Source organism: Nocardia grenadensis NBRC 108939 (assembly GCF_001613445.1).
Lineage (GTDB): Bacteria > Actinomycetota > Actinomycetes > Mycobacteriales > Mycobacteriaceae > Nocardia > Nocardia grenadensis.
On the sequence record NZ_BDCJ01000019.1, the window covers coordinates 161,276 to 180,214 of the forward strand.

The 18,939-nt window shown below is 69.7% G+C and carries 17 protein-coding genes; 7 read left to right on the forward strand and 10 right to left on the reverse strand.

What is annotated here, in order from left to right; all coding sequences use genetic code 11:
• Positions 1–109: 109 nt before the first annotated feature.
• The 3 genes from NGR01S_RS20690 (at position 110) to NGR01S_RS20700 (ending at position 4,027) form a co-directional block, all read left to right on the forward strand.
• Positions 110–1,306 (forward strand): hypothetical protein, encoded by a 1,197-nt coding sequence (locus NGR01S_RS20690; protein WP_063039261.1) that lies wholly within the window; start codon positions 110–112, stop codon positions 1,304–1,306.
• On the forward strand, positions 1,306–2,520 hold the full coding sequence (manA, locus tag NGR01S_RS20695) for a mannose-6-phosphate isomerase, class I (protein ID WP_063039264.1): 1,215 nt from the start codon (positions 1,306–1,308) through the stop codon (positions 2,518–2,520). Before NGR01S_RS20690 ends, manA begins: the two co-directional genes overlap by 1 nt.
• A gap of 580 nt (positions 2,521–3,100) precedes the next feature.
• On the forward strand, positions 3,101–4,027 hold the full coding sequence (locus tag NGR01S_RS20700) for a cation diffusion facilitator family transporter (protein ID WP_063039266.1): 927 nt from the start codon (positions 3,101–3,103) through the stop codon (positions 4,025–4,027).
• Here NGR01S_RS20700 and NGR01S_RS20705 read toward each other — a convergent pair.
• The 5 genes from NGR01S_RS20705 to NGR01S_RS20725 all read right to left on the reverse strand — a co-directional run bounded on the left by NGR01S_RS20705 (position 4,024) and on the right by NGR01S_RS20725 (position 9,652).
• Positions 4,024–5,496, reverse strand: a complete 1,473-nt coding sequence (locus NGR01S_RS20705; RefSeq protein WP_063039267.1) for a phytoene desaturase family protein — start codon at positions 5,494–5,496, stop codon at positions 4,024–4,026. The genes NGR01S_RS20700 and NGR01S_RS20705 overlap by 4 nt on opposite strands.
• A 26-nt stretch (positions 5,497–5,522) precedes the next feature.
• Complete coding sequence (locus tag NGR01S_RS20710) at positions 5,523–5,918, reverse strand: RidA family protein (protein WP_063039270.1); 396 nt, start codon at positions 5,916–5,918, stop codon at positions 5,523–5,525.
• Positions 5,919–5,998: 80 nt separating this feature from the next.
• Complete coding sequence (locus tag NGR01S_RS20715; RefSeq protein WP_063039271.1) at positions 5,999–7,303, reverse strand: cytochrome P450; 1,305 nt, start codon at positions 7,301–7,303, stop codon at positions 5,999–6,001.
• 206 nt (positions 7,304–7,509) lie between these two features.
• Positions 7,510–8,229, reverse strand: a complete 720-nt coding sequence (locus NGR01S_RS20720) for a TIGR03089 family protein (RefSeq protein WP_063039274.1) — start codon at positions 8,227–8,229, stop codon at positions 7,510–7,512.
• A 16-nt stretch (positions 8,230–8,245) separates the two neighbouring features.
• The gene (locus NGR01S_RS20725) at positions 8,246–9,652 is read right to left on the reverse strand and encodes an LCP family protein (protein ID WP_084481504.1); all 1,407 of its coding nucleotides are present in this window, start codon (positions 9,650–9,652) and stop codon (positions 8,246–8,248) included.
• 213 nt (positions 9,653–9,865) lie between these two features.
• Here NGR01S_RS20725 and rfbD point away from each other — a divergent pair, with 213 nt between their 5' ends.
• The 3 genes from rfbD to manB are packed head-to-tail and all read left to right on the forward strand — an operon-like array spanning position 9,866 to position 12,783.
• Entirely contained in the window at positions 9,866–10,735 is an 870-nt protein-coding gene (gene rfbD / locus NGR01S_RS20730; RefSeq protein ID WP_063039278.1) for a dTDP-4-dehydrorhamnose reductase, read from the forward strand.
• A gap of 11 nt (positions 10,736–10,746) precedes the next feature.
• Positions 10,747–11,649: a glycosyltransferase family 2 protein gene (locus tag NGR01S_RS20735; protein WP_063039280.1), complete on the forward strand. Its 903-nt coding sequence runs from the start codon at positions 10,747–10,749 to the stop codon at positions 11,647–11,649.
• Between the two features lie 54 nt (positions 11,650–11,703).
• Positions 11,704–12,783, forward strand: a complete 1,080-nt coding sequence (gene manB, locus NGR01S_RS20740) for a mannose-1-phosphate guanylyltransferase (protein ID WP_030523329.1) — start codon at positions 11,704–11,706, stop codon at positions 12,781–12,783.
• Between the two features lie 3 nt (positions 12,784–12,786).
• Here the strand turns inward: manB and NGR01S_RS20745 are convergent, their stop codons facing one another.
• On the reverse strand, positions 12,787–14,358 hold the full coding sequence (locus tag NGR01S_RS20745; RefSeq protein ID WP_063039282.1) for a carboxylesterase/lipase family protein: 1,572 nt from the start codon (positions 14,356–14,358) through the stop codon (positions 12,787–12,789).
• 116 nt (positions 14,359–14,474) lie between these two features.
• Here NGR01S_RS20745 and NGR01S_RS20750 point away from each other — a divergent pair, with 116 nt between their 5' ends.
• Positions 14,475–14,696 (forward strand): FmdB family zinc ribbon protein, encoded by a 222-nt coding sequence (locus NGR01S_RS20750; protein ID WP_063039284.1) that lies wholly within the window; start codon positions 14,475–14,477, stop codon positions 14,694–14,696.
• An 80-nt stretch (positions 14,697–14,776) separates the two neighbouring features.
• Here NGR01S_RS20750 and NGR01S_RS20755 read toward each other — a convergent pair whose 3' ends face one another.
• From NGR01S_RS20755 to NGR01S_RS20770, 4 genes are all read right to left on the reverse strand, one after another.
• Entirely contained in the window at positions 14,777–15,073 is a 297-nt protein-coding gene (locus NGR01S_RS20755; protein ID WP_063039286.1) for an Rdx family protein, read from the reverse strand.
• A gap of 54 nt (positions 15,074–15,127) precedes the next feature.
• Complete coding sequence (locus NGR01S_RS20760; protein ID WP_084481506.1) at positions 15,128–15,568, reverse strand: YchJ family protein; 441 nt, start codon at positions 15,566–15,568, stop codon at positions 15,128–15,130.
• Positions 15,565–15,903, reverse strand: a complete 339-nt coding sequence (locus NGR01S_RS20765; RefSeq protein WP_245664686.1) for a hypothetical protein — start codon at positions 15,901–15,903, stop codon at positions 15,565–15,567. The genes NGR01S_RS20760 and NGR01S_RS20765 overlap by 4 nt, the downstream gene beginning before the upstream one ends.
• Positions 15,904–16,034: 131 nt before the next feature.
• Positions 16,035–18,551, reverse strand: a complete 2,517-nt coding sequence (locus NGR01S_RS20770) for an AAA family ATPase (RefSeq protein ID WP_157107358.1) — start codon at positions 18,549–18,551, stop codon at positions 16,035–16,037.
• Positions 18,552–18,939: the final 388 nt, after the last annotated feature.

An 18,939-nucleotide genomic window follows, 5' to 3' on the forward strand; every position in this document is an offset into this window, starting at 1 on the left:
ATAGTGGAAATACACACCGTGGATTCGCCCGTTCCAGACCCGGTGTCCACAACGCGGGCGGTCGCGGCCGAGACCGACAACAGCGCGATGAGGGGAGGTGCCACGCCCGATGATCGCTGACACCCCGGTACTCGATCTGGACGATGCCGCAATGCTCGAAGCCGCCGATACCGGCGGCGCCCTCCGGTCGGCCGCGTCCGGTGGTGCCCAGGTGCGTGCCACCGCGGCAGCCGTGGCGGAAGGGGCGCTCACCCGGCTCGACGGTTTGCGCCCGCGGAGTCTGCTGCTGGTCTCCGGCCCCGGACGGGCCACCCGGGCCGCCGCACTGCTCGTCGCGACTCTCGGCGACCGGACCGGTCTGCCGCTGGTCCAGGTCACCACGGTGCCCTCCTGGGCCGGCCCACTGGACGTGGTGCTGGTGGCCGGCGACGACGCCGGCGATCCACGGCTCATCGACGCCGTCGACCGGGCGCTGCGCCGCGGCGCGGAGGTGGTCGTGGCGGCACCGGACGAAGGTCCGCTGCGCGCCGCCGCGGCCGGGCGGGCCGCGCTGCTCGCGCCCCGCATCCCAGTACTCGACGAGAACCGGCTGCTGCGCTATCTCGGCATCGGAATCGCGGTCCTGCAGGCCATCGACGGGCATCGCAGCGCCACATTCCTGCCCGAACTGGCCGAACTGGCCGATGTCCTCGACACCGAGGCCCTGCGCGACGGCCCGCAGCATGAGGTCTTCCACAATCCCGCCAAGAATCTGGCCGCGCGGACCCAACAGCGCGGACTCATCCTCGCCGGCGACAGCGAAGCTACCACCGGGCTCGCGCTGCACGCGGCCGAGGTGCTGTTGCAATCGGCGGGCCGCACCGCGACCGCGGTGGATCTCGCTGTCGCGGTGACCGCGCTACCCCGTCTGGTGAACGCCGCCACCGCGGCCGCACCCGACTACGATCCGCTGTTCCACGACGAGCAACTCGACGGTCCGCCGCCGGTGGAGAAGAAGCGGATCTTCTTGTGCAGCACCGATTCCGATCTCATGGCGGCGCGCCGCCGGATCGCGGTATTCGGTGGAGCGGGCGGCGGCACCGTGGACGCAGACCTGGTCACCGCGGAACTCGAAGCGATTCCCGCCGACCCGGCCCGCGCCGGGTCGGCGGACCCCCAACCGGTACCCACACCGATCGGTGGTGAACTGGACCGTCTCGCGGTGCTCGCGTTGCGCTGGGAGATGGCAGCGGCCTATCTGCGGCTCATCGGCGGCCGGGCGATCGCGGCGAGCGATCCGGACAGCTACGACGGGGGACACTACTAGTGCACGAACTCGTGGGTGCGCTGCGCTCGTACGCCTGGGGCTCACGCACCGCGCTCGCCGAACTCTGCGGACGCCAGGTCCCGTCGGCACACCCGGAAGCGGAACTGTGGTTCGGTGCCCATCCCGCCGACCCGGCCTATCTGCGCATCGACGACGGCACCCGGTCGCTGCTGGAGGCGGTGTCGGAGAATCCGGACGAGGAACTCGGCGCGGCCGCCGCGCGGTTCGGTGACCGGCTGCCGTTCCTGCTGAAGATCCTGGCCGCCGAGGAACCGCTGTCGCTCCAAGCCCATCCGAGCGCGGAACAGGCACGGTCCGGGTTCGCCCGGGAGAACCGCACCCAGGTACCGCTCGACTCCCCGATGCGCAACTACCGCGACGACAGCCACAAACCCGAACTGGTGGTCGCGCTGGAAAGGTTCGAGGCACTCGCCGGATTCCGCGACCCACTGCGCACGGTGGATCTCTTCCGTGCCCTGGAGGTCGCCGAACTCACCCAGTACGCCGACCTGCTTGCCGCACAACCCGATTCCGATGGCCTGCGGACGCTGTTCACCAGCTGGATCACCCTCCCGCCGAACGTACTGGACACTCTGCTGCCGACCGTGCTGGACGGCTGCGTGCGATACCTGTCCAATTCCGAACGGGAATTCGCCGCCGAAGCCCGCACCACGCTGGAACTGGCCGAAGCCTATCCCGGTGACGCCGGTGTGCTGGCCGCGATGCTGCTGAACCGGATCACCCTGCAGCCCGGTCAGGGCCTGTTCCTCGCCGCCGGGAATCTGCACGCCTACCTGCACGGCGTGGCGGTGGAGATCATGGCCAACTCCGACAATGTGCTGCGCGGCGGGCTCACCCCCAAACACGTCGACGTTCCGGAGCTGCTGAAAGTGCTGGACTTCGAACCGATCGACCTGCCCCTGGTCCTCCCCCAGCCCGCCGGTGACGGTTCCGTCCGTTATGACACCCCGGCCCCCGAATTCGCGCTGCGCCGTTTCGACCTCACCGCCGGATCCGCCCTCGTGCCGCTGACCGACGCGGGCCCGGGCATCGTGCTCTGCACAGCCGGTTCGGCCCGCCTACTGGACGGCGATTCGAAGGTCACCCTGGCCCGCGGCTCGGCCGCGTGGATTTCGGCGACGGACAAGGATATTCGCGCCCAGGCCACCGACGAACCCGCCACCTTGTTCTGCGCCTGCGTCGGCGCCGTGTGAATCAGGGGAGCCGGTCCACCGGATAGTGCCCGTCCGGGGGACGAACTCGGGCGCCGGAGTGTTTGGCGGGGACATGGTGTCTGCCCAGTGTTACCGCGGTGATCGGCGTCAACCCAGCCGACAAAGGTGAGAGGTGGGCCTGCTCGCAAAGATGAGAAGTGGGCCTACTCGCAAAAGTGCTGTGTTTATTGGCGCCACCTGCGGCGGCGCGGGGTTGAGGCCCCCTTGGTCTCGCCGTTTCGGCCTCGAGACTCGCGCCTGCGGCGCATGCGCTTCGAGGCCGAAACGGCGAGACGGGCCTCAACCCTTTGAGGTGTCTCGTAAGACTCAACGCATGCGGGTTGCGTCGGCATTCGATGTTCGGGTCGGATGCCGACTCGACCGCCCGGCCGACCTGGCATCTGGTCACCTTCACGAATAGCAGCGCCCGCTCGGTGCCGAGTCTTACGAGGCCCTGAAAGGGTCGAGGCCTCCTTGGTCCCGCGGCGCCGGAGGCGCCGCCATCCAACACAGCATAGGCTGTGGCGCGGCGTGGCTTCGGACCAATGGTTCGGGCATCGGAGTAGCAGGAGGGTGGCGGATGTCGGCTGGTGGAAGTAAGCGGGCGATTCTCGCCGCGTTGTCGGCGAATGCCGGGATCGCGGTGGCCAAGTTCGTGGGTGCCGCGATCACCGGGTCGGCGTCGATGCTGGCGGAGGGCGTGCACTCGGTCGCCGATACCGCCAACCAGGGTTTGCTGCTGTTCGGGCAGAACCGGGCCGAGCAGCAGGCCGATGAACTGCATCCGTTCGGGTACGGGCGTAGCCGTTATTTCTATTCGTTCGTGGTGGCGCTGGTGCTGTTCACGCTGGGTTCGGTGTATGCCCTCTACGAGGGTGTGCACAAGATCCAGCATCCGGAGGAGTTGAGTTCGCCGATCGTGGCCGTGGTGATCCTGGTGATCGCTATCGCGTTGGAGAGCTACAGTTTCCGCACCGCGGTGAAGGAGTCGGCGCCGCTGAAAGGGCGGGCGAGCTGGTGGCAGTTCATTCGTAATTCGCGGAGCCCGGAGTTGCCGGTGGTGCTACTGGAGGACACCGGCGCGTTGATCGGTCTGGTTTTCGCGCTCGGTGGTGTGGGACTCACGATGGTGACCGGCGATCCGGTGTGGGACGGGGTGGGCACGCTGGCGATCGGTGGCCTGCTGGGTGTGATCGCGATCGTGTTGATCATCGAGATGCAGAGTCTGTTGATCGGTGAGGGCGCGACTCCCGAGGAGGACCGGGCGATTCGCGAGAACCTGGTGGACGGGACCACCATCGACCGCCTGATCCATATCAAGACCCAGTATCTGGGCCCGGAGGAGCTGCTGGTGGCGGCGAAGGTCGCGGTGACGCCGGGGCTGGATATCGCGCAGATCGCGGCGGGTATCGATGCGGCGGAGAGCCGGGTGCGGGCGGCGGTCCCGGCCGCGCGGATCATCTATCTGGAACCGGACCTGTATCGGGAGACCGCGCGCGAGGCCTAGGTCGCCGGATCCGGCGCGATGTCCGCGGCGAGCAGCCGGTAGGGGTCGGTGCGGTCGCCGAAGACCGTGCGCAGCGCGTGCCGGGCGGCGTGTAGGCCGCTCATACCGTGGACGCCGCCGCCGGGCGGGGTCGCCGAGGAACACAGGTACACACCGGGCAGCCCGGTGCCGTACGGATTCCAGCGCGGTACCGGGCGGAAAACGGTTTGCGCGAGGGTCATCGCTCCCGCGTTGATATCGCCACCGACATAGTTGGCGTTGTATGCGGGCATTTCGGCGGCCGTCCGTACATGTTTCGCGAGGACGAGGTCGCGGAAGCCGGGGGCGAATCGTTCGATCTGACCGGCCACGAGTTCGCTGACGTCACGGTCGGAGCCGTGCGGTACGTGGGCGTAGGCATAGAGGGTGTGCTGTCCGGCAGGGGCCCGGGTCGGGTCGACCACGCCGGGCTGGATGACCAGGGTGAAGGGGCGGTCGGTGTGGATTCCGGCGGCTACCGCGTGTTCGGCGGCCATCGCTTCGGCCCGGCTGCCGACCAGATGCAGGGTCCCGGCTTCGGCGCATCCGGGTGCCTGCCACGGCACCGGCCCCGACAGTGCGAAATCCACCTTGCAGGAACCGCCGCCGTAGCGGTAACGGTCGAGCCGGCGGCGATATCCGGCGGGGAGACGGTCGCCGGCGATTTGGAGCAATTCGGCCGGGGCGATATCGCAGAGCACCGCGCGCGCGGTCGGGAATTCGGCCAGGGAGTCCACCCGATGGCCGGTGTACAGCCGCCCGCCGCGCCGGCGCAGATCGGCGGCCAGCGCGTCCATGATCGCCTGGCTGCCGCCGCGCGGCACCGGCCAGCCGACCGCGTGGGCGAGAGTGGCCAGCAGCAGTCCCGCGCCCACCGCGGGCAGCTGCCGGGGCGGGACGATGACGTGCTCGGCGACCCCGGTGAACAGCGCGGGCGCGATCCCGTCACGGAAACGGGTGTTCCAGAGCGGGGAGCCCTGTTCGAGCATGCGCAGGCCGAACCGGACGGTGGCGGGGCTGAAGGGGATATGCCGCATATCCGACATCGCCGTACGTACGACGTGCTGCCAGTCCCGGATCAACGGTGCGAACAGCGATCGCCAGGCCTTACCGTCGACTCCCAGTTCGTCGACTGTCCGCTCCAGGTCCCGCCACGCGATCCCGGCAGTACCGCCATCCAGTGGATGGGCATAGGACGCCACCGGGGTGAGCAGTTCGACCCCGTGCGCGGCGAGATCGAATGCCTGGAAGAACGGGGAGGCCAGGGCCATGGGATGGGCGCCCGCGCATTCGTCGTGCCGGAACCCGGGCAGGGTCGTCTCCGCGGTCCGACAGCCGCCGCCCAGGGTATCCGCGGCCTCGTACACCTCGACCTCGAGCCCCGCGGCGGCCATGGTCACCGCCGCCGCGAGGCCGTTGGGGCCAGAACCTACCACTACGACATCCGCCATCCCCCGATTGTGCCTTCTCGGACGGTTCAGGGTCGGACAGCCACCGCGTCCACCTCGAACAGCATTGTGGGGAGCGCGAGGGCCGCGACGCCGGTCAGCGTCTGGACCGGCGGCCGGTCGCCCCAGATCTCGGCGATTTTCGCGCCGACCACGGCCAGTTTGTCCGGGCCGTGGTCGACGATATGGGTGCGCAGCTGAGCGATATCGGCGAAATCCAGGCCTACCGAACGCAGCGCGGTGCCCAGGTTGGCGAATGCCCGCTCCACTTGACCGGCGAAATCACCGGTTGTGGTGGCGCCCTGTCCGTCGGAATCGTATTGACCGGCGACGAACACCAGTTCGCCGCTGGTCACAGCCACATGGCTGTAGCCGAACGGGACCGGATCGTGCAGGCCGGCCGGATTGCTGATCTCGATGGACATACCGATTCTCCTCGATGCGATGACTCTTCGACAGCGATCCGACGATTCGCGCGCGCCGAGTGTGACATCACCGTCGCGGATCAGGCGATGGCCTGCCCGACCCGGGCGCGGGGACCGGTGTGGACCGGCAGGGTCTCGTAGCCGTGCAGGGTGTACAACTGCCGCCGCCGCGGCGTGCCGTCGAGCCGGAGGTCGGGAAACTGTTCGAAGAGCGCGCGCAAGGCGTGGGCCGCCTCCATCCGGGCCAGACTCGCACCGAGGCAGGCGTGGATACCGCTGCTGAAGCCGAGGTGTTCCTTGGCGTTGGGGCGGGTGATGTCGAAGCGGGCCGGCTCGGGGAACATCGCCGGATCGCGGTTGGCACCGGCCAGCGACAGCACCAGGGTCGTGCCCTCGCGCAACCGCTTACCCGCGATATCCACGTCGGCGCGCGCCAGCCGCGCGGTGGTCTGCACCGGGGGATCGAAACGCAGGATCTCCTCCACCGCGCCGGGCCACAGCTCCGGTTCGTCCAGGAGGCGGGCGCGCTGCTCGGGATGTTCGAGCAGCAGCACAATGCCTTTGGAGATGAGGTTGACCGTGGTCTCGAAACCCGCGCCCATCAGCAGGGTCGCCGACGCGCACAATTCGTGGGTGGACAGTTCGCCCTTGCGGACCAGGCTGGTGAGGATATCGTCGCCGGGTTCGGCGCGCAGCCGGTCGATATGGTCGAGCAGATAGTCCTGTACCGCTTCGAAGGAGCGCATGGCGCGTTCGTGGGCGCGCCAGGAGATCCCGATATCCAGCAGCGGACTGATGGCGTCACCCCAGCTCAGGAACATCTGTCGATCGCGGTCGGGGAACCCGAGCATTTCGGAGATGATGGCGATCGGCACCTGCGCGGCGAACCGGCCGACCAGGTCGGCCGGAGCGTCCTCGGGCAGGGCGGCGAGTAGTTCCTCGGTGACCGTGACGACCCGATCCCGCAGGCGGCCGATGGCCCGCGGAGTGAAGGCCGCCGCGACCGGTTTGCGCATCCGGGTGTGTTCGGGTTGGTCGATCATCAACATGGAGGGCGGATCGACGGGATTGGCCGGGATCGGGCGGCGCGCCAGGGCACGGCGGGCGAATCCGGGCAGGCGGACGAGCGCGGGCATACCCACCCCGAAGCGATTGTCCCGTAATACTTCCCGGACCACCGCGTGATCCATGGTGATCCACAGGGGCCCGGCGCGGTGTATTCCGCCCTCCCCGCGTAGTTCCTCGAGCAACGGGTACGGGTTCGTGATCCCCTCGGGTCCGCCGTTGAGGCGGGCGAACAGATCCCCCCGGCGCAGCTGCGCTTTCTTCGCGACGCGAATCAGCCCGTGCTGATTCACCCAGCGGAACACGTATTCCGGTTTCATTCCCACCCACTCCTGTCATGCCGACGGCTTCCCGGTGCCGCGCCCCCGGCGGCCCGGGCGGCGGCAGGTGGCGGCCGGCCGGTCCGGTCGCGTTCGATGTCCACCGGCACCGGAGTACCACCGCGTCGAACGCTACGGACCGTGCGGCGGCCGGGGAACCTGCCGGAGTCGGAAACTCCGGCCCTACCGTGGTAGGAGAGGACCCGTCACAGGATGCAGGTGACCCGTTCGGTTTCCACCCGCCGCTCCCGCAGCGCCGGGTCGGGATTGGTCACCTGTACCAGGGAGGCGCCCGCGGTGAGCACCGCGAGGTAGCCGTCGATCAATTCGGCGGGGGTATCCCAGGCGGCGCTGGAGAGCACCCGGTCGCCTTCGGCGAAGCCCTGCCGGGCAGCGGATTTTCGAGCCTCGGTGAGCACCTCCGAGACCGACATACCGTCGAGGGCCGCACCGGTGCCGCCGGGCAGGAACTGATCTCCGTGCACGCGGACCGCGGTCGCGTAGTCGGTGACCCCGATGGGCAGATCACGGACCGGCCCACCCATCGGGTCCAGCGACAATGCCGCAACCTCGGGCGCGTCCTCGGTCTCGGCCAGCCGGTCCGCGGCGGCGAAAACGAGTTCCGCGTCGGGGTCGGCGTGCAGTACCACCTCGGTTCCCGCCCACCAGCAGCCGAGCAGGACCGCCGCGGTCTGCCAGTGCGCGGGCAGCAGCACCGCGACCCGCGCGCCCGGGGTGAGCCCGAACTCGTCACGGATCAGATTGCCGGTTTTGGCGGCCCAGTTGGCGAGGGTGAGCCCGGACAGCTCGATCCGGGCGCCGGTCGCATCGTCGTACCAGGTGACGCGGGGGGCGGCCGGTTCGCGGTCCAGAATCGGCTCGAGCACCGCTTCGGGAAGGGTCGTTGCCTGGTCTATGTCACGCATCGTCTGCTTTCGGCGCTCAATTCACACAGGTGGGTCCATCTTCGGCCGCCGCGATCGGCGGCGCGGGCGGTACCGGAGTGGCCGAGGTCGACGTAGAGCCGAAATCGATCACGTCTGCGCTACCGGATCCGGGGCCAGCGTAGTCGCTCGTCAGCACCACGCTCACCGCTCCCGTCGCAATCGACGGATCCGCGACGACGGGTACCCCGCCCAGCGCGTCCGCGACCGCTTTCGCGCCCGGATCCGACGCCGACGGAGCACGCACCTGACTCTGCGACACCGGCCCACCGGAATAGTTACCCACGGCCCCCCGGGTGTAACCGAGTCCGAGCAATTCCTGCGCGACCGAGTTCGCCAGACCCGAGATCGTGCTGGAGTTGTACACCGATACCTCGACATTCGCCGGGTTCACCTGCGGGGTGGCCGTCTCGGTCTCGGGCCGGCCGGTGGGTTCCTCCCCGACCAGCGCCGCGACATAGTCGTGTATCTCGTCGGGATCGACACGGACCACCGATTCCCCGTTGGTGGTGGTGCCGTTGAGATCGGCGACCGGAACGGTCTCGAAGGTGACCTCCCCGGCAGTGAGGTCCTGGAGCTGATTCAGGAAACCGATCAGATCCCAGCCCTCGTCGAGTACGACGGTGCGCCCCACCGCGTCGCTGAGTTCCCGCAACCGGCTCGGGTTGCTCAACGTATCGGCGCTCACGACCTGATGGACCAGCTGGGCCATGAACACCTGCTGGCGCACGATGCGATCCAGGTCACCGCGTTCGAGATTGTGGCGCTGCCGCACGAAGCTCAGTGCCTGGGGACCGTCGAGCTTCTGCCGCCCACCCGGGAAATACGCCCCCGAGAGCGGTTCGTCGACCGCATGGCGTAGGCAGACGTCCACCCCGCCCACTGCATCGGTGAGCAGGACGAACCCGAGCAGTGAGACCTCGGCGTAGTGGTCGACGGTGATCCCGGTCAGCCCGGCCACCGATTCGATCAGTGCCTGGCGCCCGCGCTGGGTCGATTGTTCCTCGGCATCCTCCGCCGAGACCCCCTCGGCGAGCAGATCGTCCTGCACGGTCTGTTTGGTGACCCCGTAGGCGGAATTGATCTTGCCTTTCCCCAGGCCCGGGATAGCGACGTAGGCGTCGCGGGGAATCGAGATGGCCGTGGCCGAGCGGCCGTCGTTGGGCACACGTACCAGCACGATGGTGTCGGTATTGGTACCTATCTCGTCACCGGCGTGCAGCATGGCCCGCTCGGCGTCGGTGAGCGGGTTGCCCTTGGCGTCGGTGCGCGAATCCACGCCGACGAGCAGGATGTCGACCGCGCCGTCGGTATGCCCGCCCAGGCCCAGATCGCTGATCCGCTCGATATTCGAGACCAGGGAATCCACCCCGCGCCAAGCGAACCCGGTCGCCACCAGCACCATCAGAGCAACTGATGCGACCAGGACCCGCACCGGGCTCCACAACGTCGGCTCCCCACGCTGCGCCACCTTGGACTTCCTCTCCCCTTACGGATCGGTCGAGGACCCCGACCCACTTCGCGTATGCCGTCGAAACACCTTCCGCACCACGCAGGCTAACCAACAGCAGCCCGGGTGACCCCGATTCGGCGACCGACGGCGTGCCAGACTGGGCCGGTGAACGCCGTTCTACCGCCCGCAACCGAAGTAGCCGACCGTCTCCTCGTCACCGGGGCGGGTGGTCAGGTGGGTGGTGAACTACTCCGGCGGATACCCGCTGTCCGTGCCTTCACCCGGTCCCGGCTCGACATCACCGATCGGGCAGCGGTGGAATCAGTGGTCCGGCCCGGCGATATCGTTCTCAATTGTGCCGCGTTCACCGCGGTCGACCGGGCCGAATCGGAGCCCGGAGCCGCCTTCGCCGCCAACGAGACCGGCCCGGCGGTATTGGCCGCGGCCTGCGCGCGCGCCGGCGCCCGGCTGATCCAACTCTCCACCGATTACGTCTTCCCCGGTACCGCCGAACGCCCCTACGAACCGTCCGATCCCACTGGGCCCACCACGGTGTACGGCCGCTCCAAACTCGCCGGGGAACGCGCGGTGCGTGACCTGTGCCCCCAGGCCCATATCGTGCGGACGGCCTGGGTGTACGCCGGGACCGGCACCGATTTCGTGGCCACCATGCGCCGGCTGGAAAAGGAACGCGACACCGTCTCCGTGGTGAACGACCAGATCGGCTCCCCCACCTTCGCCGCCGACCTAGCCGCCGGGCTGCTCGAACTGGCCGCGACACCCTCGGCACCTCCTGTGTTGCACGCCACGAACTCCGGCCGGGCCAGCTGGTACGACCTGGCCCGCGCGGTATTCGCCGGTATCGGCGCCGACCCCGAGCGGGTCCGGCCGTGCACCACCGCGGAATTTCCCCGGCCCGCCACCCGGCCCGCTTTCTCCGTGCTGTCCGGGACCGCCTGGCGCGACGCCGGACTGACACCTTTGCGCCCGTGGGAATCCGCGCTGACCGAGGCACTGAACCGGGCCGCCCGTTAGGGTGGTGCGCTGTGAGCGCTTCCGATACCCCGCACGACCGGCCACGTCTGGCCGTGGTCACGGTCACCTATTCGCCGGGCGAACATCTCGAGCATTTCATCAGCACCCTGGCCACGGCCACCGCGGAGAAGCCGCAGGTCATCCTGGCCGACAACGGCTCCACCGACGGTGTCCCCGAACTCGTGGCCGACGCCAATGCCCATGTGCGCTTCCTACCGACCGGCGGCAATATCGGATACGGCGGCGCCATCAACCGGGCCGTCGCCGAACTCGACCCCGAACTCGAATACGTGTTGATCGCCAACCCGGATATCCGGTGGGGCAACGATTCCATCGACATCATGCTCGAAGCGGCCCAGCGCTGGCCCCGGGCCGGCGCCATCGGGCCCAAGGTCCGCGAACCCGACGGCAGCGTCTACCCCTCGGCCCGCTCGGTACCCGGGATCATGGACGGCGCGGGTCACGCGATCCTCGGCGCCGTCTGGAAGACCAACCCGTGGACCCGGCGCTACCGTCAGGAGAACGAGGAGATCTCCGAACGCACCGTCGGCTGGCTGTCCGGATCGTGCCTGCTGGTGCGGCGCGCGGCGTTCGATTCGATCGAGGGCTTCGACTCGCGGTACTTCATGTACATGGAGGACGTCGACTTCGGTGACCGGATGGGCCGGGCCGGCTGGCACAACGTCTTCGTACCCGACGCCGAGGTCACCCACGCCAAGGGGCACGCGGCCGGACGCCACCCCGAGAAGATGCTGCCCGCCCACCACGCCAGCGCCTACCGCTTCCAGGCCGACCGGCATCCGCACTGGTGGCAGGCCCCGCTGCGCTGGGCACTGAAGGCCGGACTTGCGGTGCGCTGCCGGATTGCGGTTCGATCCGCTCTGCGTGCACGGGATCGGGAGCAGGCCGGATAGACAACCGACCGTTACCGTGCCGGGTCGATGATCGGATGGGAACAAGGGAGCTCCATGGCATCACAAGCAGGCGCTGACGCGGTGATTCTGGTCGGCGGAAAGGGGACACGGCTGCGGCCGCTGACCCTGTCGGCGCCCAAGCCGATGCTCCCGACAGCCGGGCTGCCGTTCCTGACCCATCTGCTGACCCGGATCGCGGGCGCGGGCATCACCCATGTGGTGCTCAGCACCTCCTACAAGGCCGAGGTCTTCGAGGAATACTTCGGTGACGGCGCCGAATTCGGCCTGGAGCTCGAATACGTCACCGAGACCGAACCGCTGGGCACCGGCGGCGGTATCCGCAACGTGCTGTCCCGGCTCACCGCGGACAACGTCATGGTGTTCAACGGTGACGTCCTCGGCGGCACCGACCTGACATCCATCCTGGAGACCCACGAGAAGACCCGGGCCGACGTCACCCTGCACCTGGTGCGGGTCAGCGATCCGCGCGCCTTCGGCTGCGTACCGACCGACGCCGACGGCCGGGTCACGGCCTTCCTGGAGAAGACCCAGGACCCGCCGACCGACCAGATCAACGCCGGCTGCTACGTCTTCCGGCGCGAATACATCGAGAAGATCCCGGCCGGGCGCCCGGTCTCGGTGGAGCGCGAAGTCTTCCCCGCGCTACTGACCGAGGGCGCTCGTGTCCAGGGTCACGTCGACACCTCGTACTGGCGGGATATGGGCACTCCGGAGGACTTCGTCCGGGGTTCCGCGGACCTGGTCCGCGGTATCGCCCCCTCCCCCGCGCTGCCCGGTCAGCGCGGCGAATCCCTCGTGCACGAAGGCGCCGGGATCGCCCCGGGCGCTCTGCTCATCGGCGGCACCGTGGTGGGCCGCGGCGCGGAAGTGGGCGCCGGTGCCCGCCTCGACGGCGCCATCCTGTTCGACGGCGCCAAAGTGGAGGCCGGAGCCACGGTGGAACGCTCCATCATCGGTTTCGGCGCCCGCATCGGCCCCCGCGCCCTGGTCCGCGACGGAGTGATCGGCGACGGTGCCAGCGTGGGTGCCCGCTGCGAACTGCTGCGCGGCGCCCGGGTGTGGCCGGGAGTGGAGATCCCCGACGGCGGGATCCGCTTTTCCACCGACGTGTAGTGGTTACGCGAAGCCGACGGCGCGTTCCCCCCAGGCGGTGAGCAGGTCGCCCTCGGGGTCCGGCACCACTCGGTCGATCGAATCGATCAGCAGTGTGTCCCGCGATTCCGGATGGTAGGGGGGCCAGTGTTTCGATCCGTCCAGCGCGGCCGGGACACCGTGGGCGGCGAAGGCCAGCCAGCGGCGCATCATCCGGCCCGAGACCTCGGCGGCCTGTTTACGGCCGCCGAGCCAGAAGGTGGGGTCGTGGTCGAAGGTGCCGAAGTTGCCGAACACGTACGGCAGCTCGGTGGCGTGACCGGCGCCGACGCGGGCGGCCCGCAGCATGGGCGTGGCGTGGTCGAAGCGGTACATCCAGGTCCGTGAGTGCTGGGCGTGACCGTCGGCCACCCACAGGGCCGGCATCCGGAACGCCGCGTCGGTGGACATGGCCAGCGCACCCCGCGGCTTCGCCAGATCGGGGTACACCGCGGTGATCTCGGCGAGTCGTTCCGCGGTCAGCCCGGGATGCCCGGCTTGGACCTGTTCGAGCATGGCGTTCACCGCTTGCGGGGTCACCGGCATGATCGGCGACCGGAACAGCCGGAACAGCGACGCCTCGTCCTTGTTGGTGCCGATGATGAGCGGTACCCGGTGTGACCGCCCGTCCCGGAAGCGGTCGGTGGGATACCCGGGAAGCAGATCCTCGTCGACGACCGGGGCGGCGGCCAGGGTGCCGGGCGCCTGCAGCGGTACCTCGTCGATCAGGACCGCGGCGGCTCGCACGATCCGTTCGAGCGGGCATTCGAGCAGTTCGCCGATCCGGGCGCGGGGCAGGTCGATCAGTTCACGGAAACGTTCGGCCACCCCGGCCGCGCGTTCCTGCCCGTACACGGTGGTGGCGGGTGGGCTCTGCGCGATGGCGCGCTGAAACAGGCCGGCGGCCCGCGGCGCGGTGAGCAGCGCCGTGACACAGCCGGCCCCGGAGGATTCCCCGAAGAGGACCACATTGCCCGGGTCACCACCGAAGGCGCCGATATTGTCGCGCACCCATTCCAGCGCCGCGAGCTGGTCGAGCAGGCCCAGATTGGGAACGAACTCGTCGGACAGCGACGACAGGTCCAGGAACCCGAACGCGCCCACCCGGTAGTTCACCGTCACCACCACCACGTCACCGGTCTCGGCCAGGTGGCGACCGTCGTAGACGCCCTGGGCCGCGGAGCCGAGGCAGTACGCGCCGCCGTGCAGCCACACCATCACCGGCCGCGGCTCCTCCGACGCGGTGGCCGGCGCCCAGATATTGAGCCACAGGCAGTCCTCGCCCATGGTCAGCGAGCGGTCCATGGGCACCGTGTTGGCCATATCCTGCGGCGCGATCTGCCCGGCGACCAGACAGTCGCGGACGCCATCCCAGCGCTCCGGGGCCCGCGGCGGCCGGAACCTACGGGGTCCGGCGACTGCGGCGGCATACGGAACACCCCGCCAGACCGATACCGCGCCCTCCCGGCTACCCCGGACCGCACCGAACTGGGTCCGCGCCACCGGGCCGCCCTCGTCGCCCACCCCAGGCGTCACCTCGAAGCACTGGACGTTCATCACAGACCTCCTCTACCTGTGCATTCGAGGGTACGACCGAAGTGGTTACACTTCAGTTTCAAAAATGTCGCGTTGCATCGCGAAAATGGGCCGTCGGCCCGCTCTAGAATTCGGCCATGCCGAGTTACGAGTTCCGCTGCCGCAGCTGCGGCGACACGTTCGAGATCAACCGCCCGATGGCGCAGGCGTCGAATCCGGCCCGTTGCCCGCACGGCCACGACGACACGGTGAAATTGCTGACCACCTTCGCGACCACCGGCCGCGCGGCCGCCCCGGCCGTCGCCGCGCCCGCCGCGCCTACCGGCGGTGGCTGCTGCGGCGGCGGTTGCTGCGCCTGATCCCGCGTCCCGGGCCGGGTCGCCACCCCGCGGCCCGGCCGGTCGCGGCGCGTCTCCACTGCGGCGGCCCGGCGCACGGGTCATTCCGCGACGCGAGGATCCGCGCTGCCGCGGTCGATATGGCCGAGATCGCGCTCCGGGGCGATCCGATCGCGGACCCGCTGTTTGAGTACCGCGATATCCGGAAATCCCCCATCGGCCCGGCGCTCCCACACCTGGGTGTCGTCGACCGTGATGCGGAAGACGCCACCCTCGCCGGGGATCAACGCGACCTCGCCGATATCGGTGGTGAAAGTGGTCAGCAGTTCCTGGGCCATCCAGCTCGCACGCAGCAGCCAACGGCACTGGGTGCAGTATTCGATGGCGATACGCGACACGACAGGTACATTACCGGCGGACCCGACGGGTGGCCGGGCGACCGGCCCGGCCGGTCACCATCGGTCGACCTCCCCGTCCACGTACTGCCAGCATCCATCGACCCGCAGGAATCGGCTGATCTCGTGCAACCGGCCCCGGCCACCCGGATCCCGATAATGCGCGGTGAATTCGACGGTCCCGGATTCGTCGAACGGACCGCCCCCGGACGCGTGCAGGATCTCCACGAACAGCCAGCGTCGGGCAGGGTCCGGCCCGAGTTCGGCGGGCCGCGTACCGGCGTGCCAGGTACGCAGCAGGTAGCCGGTATCGCCCACCGCGAAGGCGGTGAACCGGGACCGCATCAGCGCTTCGGCGGTGGGCGCCGGGCGACCTGCCAGCAGCGGTCCGCAGCATTCACCGAAGATATCGCCGTGGCGGCAAGGGCACGGCTTCGTATCGTCCACCTCCCGATTGTGCCCGGCGGGCGCCGGCCACCTCGGACACCGCCCGCTCATCCGGATACGGCGGCCAGTTCGGTGGCGATCCGGACGGTGTCGTCGCGCCAGCGGCGCAGCTCGGTGACACCGGGCGCGAGCTCGTAGTCGTGGTGATGGGTGGCATGCGACAGCGCGGTCCACAGGGCGGCGATCCGGGCGGCGGTGAGCGGGTCGGTCACCACGCGCAGCGCCAGCAGCTGGGCCCGCATCGGACAGCGTGCGAGGTCGGGTTCGGTCCGCGACCACAGATCGTCCACCGACTGTTCGAGCGCGATTCGCAGAATCCACGCGGTCGCGCGTGACCAGACACCGCCGGCGGCGGGCACCGAACCGTCCAGCAGCCGGTCGACCACCGCCAGCCTTTCCCCGATACCGGGCCGCGGGCCGGGGTCACCGGTGGGGCCGGACCGTACCGGCCGGCCGTCGGTCCGAAAGCCGCGGCCGCCACCCCCGCGCCGCCCCGAGCCCCGGCCCCGGCGTCCGCTCACCCCGCCAGCCACTCGGCGAAACGTTCGGTATCGGCGATCAGCTCGGCGAGATCGCGGTCGATCGGGACATGGGCACCGGCGGTGGCATCGCGCACGACCTCGACCGCCCAGCGCCCCTCCTTGGCCAGCTGTTTGTTCAGGTCCTCGATCCGGCGTCCCGGCCCCAGCACCGCGAGGGTGACCATCGCCCGGGTCGATTGGGCCCGGTCGATCCGTCGCTGTACCTCCCGGTGATCCATACCGCTGGCCAGCAGCACCCGCTTGGCCCGGGCCAGACTCGCCGCCTCCAGCGCGGAACGGCAGCAGGTCGCGACGAGTTCGTCGGCGATGGCCCGGGGCAGCTGCGGGGTTCGCAGCAGCGCGCGCGCGTCGTCGAGGTAGCGGTGGACGGGGTCGCTGGACAGCCGGATCTCCACCACCGAGCGTTCCCGGCGCTGCACCTCGACGATCCGGGCGTCGATCTGCATCCGGCGTACCGCCTCGGCGAGCCGGTCGTCGTGGGTGAACACCACCACCTGCCGCTCCCAGGCGACGGTGGCCAGCACCCGGGCCAGCCCGTCCACCTTCGCGGGATCCATCGCCTGCACCGGATCGTCGATCACCACGAACCGGAACGGGCTCGCCGCGACGGTCGCACGCGGCAGGAACAGGGCCAGGCCGAGCGCGTGCAGCTCACCCTGGCTCATCACCCCGAGCGCGGCGCCGTCCACATCGTCCACGGTGACCTCCAACTGCACCCGGCGCGCGCTGTTCGCGTTGCCCTGCAGATGGATGCCGCCGAGTTCGACGCTGCTCTGCTGGCGCAGGGTCTGCCACACCCACCGGGCCGTCCCGGCCAGCGGGGCCAGCCGCTCGTCACGCACCCGCGCGGTGGCCGCTTTCAACCACTCTTCGGCCGCGCGGGCGGTCTGTCGTTCCGCGGCCTGCGCCGCGACCGTGCCGGTGAGTTCGAGCCAGGCCCGCAGGCGCGGCGCGAACGGCGCCCATGCCTCGTCGAGCCGATCCAGTTCCTTACCGGCGCACCGCTGGACGAAATCCAGTTCGGCGGACAAATGCTCGTGCACGGCACGCAACCGATCGGGCAGTTCCCCCGGATCTTCCGATTCGGGCAGCCCCACCCAGCGGGCCCATACCTCGCCCAGTGTCACGGTGTCCAGGCCTGCGGTATCGGCCGCGGCCAGTGCCGGCGGGAGCTCGCCCGTGAGCACCCGCAGCTCCGCCAACGCCCGGGTGAGCTCGTCGCGCGCCCGGACGAGATCGGCCGTCCGTAGCGACAGTCCGGCGATCGCGGCCGCGGTATCGAGCAACCACTGCCGATCCAGCGTGCCGCCCCCACATACGGGGCAGGGCGTGGTGCTGTGCTCGTCGGTATCCGGACCCGTCCGTGTGCCGGCTGCGGAGAACAGTGGACCGGCGGGACGTGTGTCGGGCGTCCCGGGCCGCCCGTGCGTGGTGACGTGCGTGTACGCGGCGCGCAGCACCTCGAGGACGCGCAGGTCCGCGGCGACCTCGGGTGCGGTCGCCGCGGCGACCGCGGCAGCCGCGGTGGCGATTCGGGCCGCCAGCGCCGCTATCCGCTCGGCCGACGGTAACTTCAGGGCCAGTACCGCCCGCAAGGCGGCCGGTTCCGGCCCACCGGCGGTATCGCCTACCAGCGCCTCGAGCGCGCCGATATCCGGGGCCGGCTCGCGCAACAGCGCGACCGCGCGCCGCGCGCGCTGATCGGCGACCTCGGCGAGTTCGGTCAGCAGGGTCTGCCTGTCCCGGCGCGCGGTCCGGGCTGCGCGCTCGAGGTCCAGGCGGCGGACCCGGATCCGCTCGTGCGCGACGATCAGTTCGTCCAGGCCGAGCAACTGGTGCAGCGCGTCGAACAGTTCGCTGGGCTTCCCGTCCACCAGCGCGCCGAGTTCGCTGTAGGACAGGAACGGCCGATACAACTCCAGGGGCAGCGCCCAGTCACCGCTCGCGAACACCTGCTCGGGCCCGTCCCCGCGCCGCTGGGTCCAGGTGCCGCCCGGCAGCGGTTCTTCGGCGTCCCATTCCCGGGCCACGGTCAGCGCGGGTTCCGGCCCGTCGGTCCGCAGTTCCAGTTCCACCCGGACCGGGCCGGACCGGTGCAGGTTGCGCCAGCCCTCGCGCCACGCGGTCGAGCGGCCGTCCCAGCGGCGATTTCCGCCGGTCAACGCGAGTTCCGCGGCTTCGGCGAAACTCGATTTCCCGCTGCCGTTGCGGCCGGTCACCAGTGTCAGCCCCGGGCCGGTGGGCAATTCGAGCGTGGTCTCCGGGCCTATACCACGGAACCCGCCCACCCGGATGGTGCGCAGGAAGACACCGTCGAGGACGGAACCCGTTGCGCTCGCCATCGATTCGGCGGAGCCGGGCGGCGGGTCGAGGGCCGCGCGGACGAGCGCGGCCACCGCGGTGGGAATATCCGGATCCGCATCGATGCGACGCTTTATCACGTCGGCGGGCCGGACGAATGCCGCCCCGGATTCCTTTCCCACAGCGTTCACGGAAGTTCTCCACCCCCTCGAGGCCACACGCCTGTCGAGCCCCCGTGTGTGGTCGTACGGTCGAAAGCTGTGCGAAACGCTACCCGATGGCGGCCGTTCCGGACAGAGCCGGTTCCCGGCTCTGTCCCGGACGGTTGCGATACACCACGCCGGAACCGGGCGCGGGGAAGTACGCACGGCCGGCGGCTCGAACGTGCCCGCGGGGATGGGATCTGGTCATCGGCCGACCCGACCGGCTGCCGATGGCCACCCCTCGCCAACCCCGTCGGGCAGCTCGTCGGTGTGTCACCCTTCAGGGGTGGCTCGGTCTGGCCGAACAGAACAGAATGCCAGACTCGATCGGATCACGCAACATTTACGGAATTTCCCGGAGCCTCGAATGTGGTTC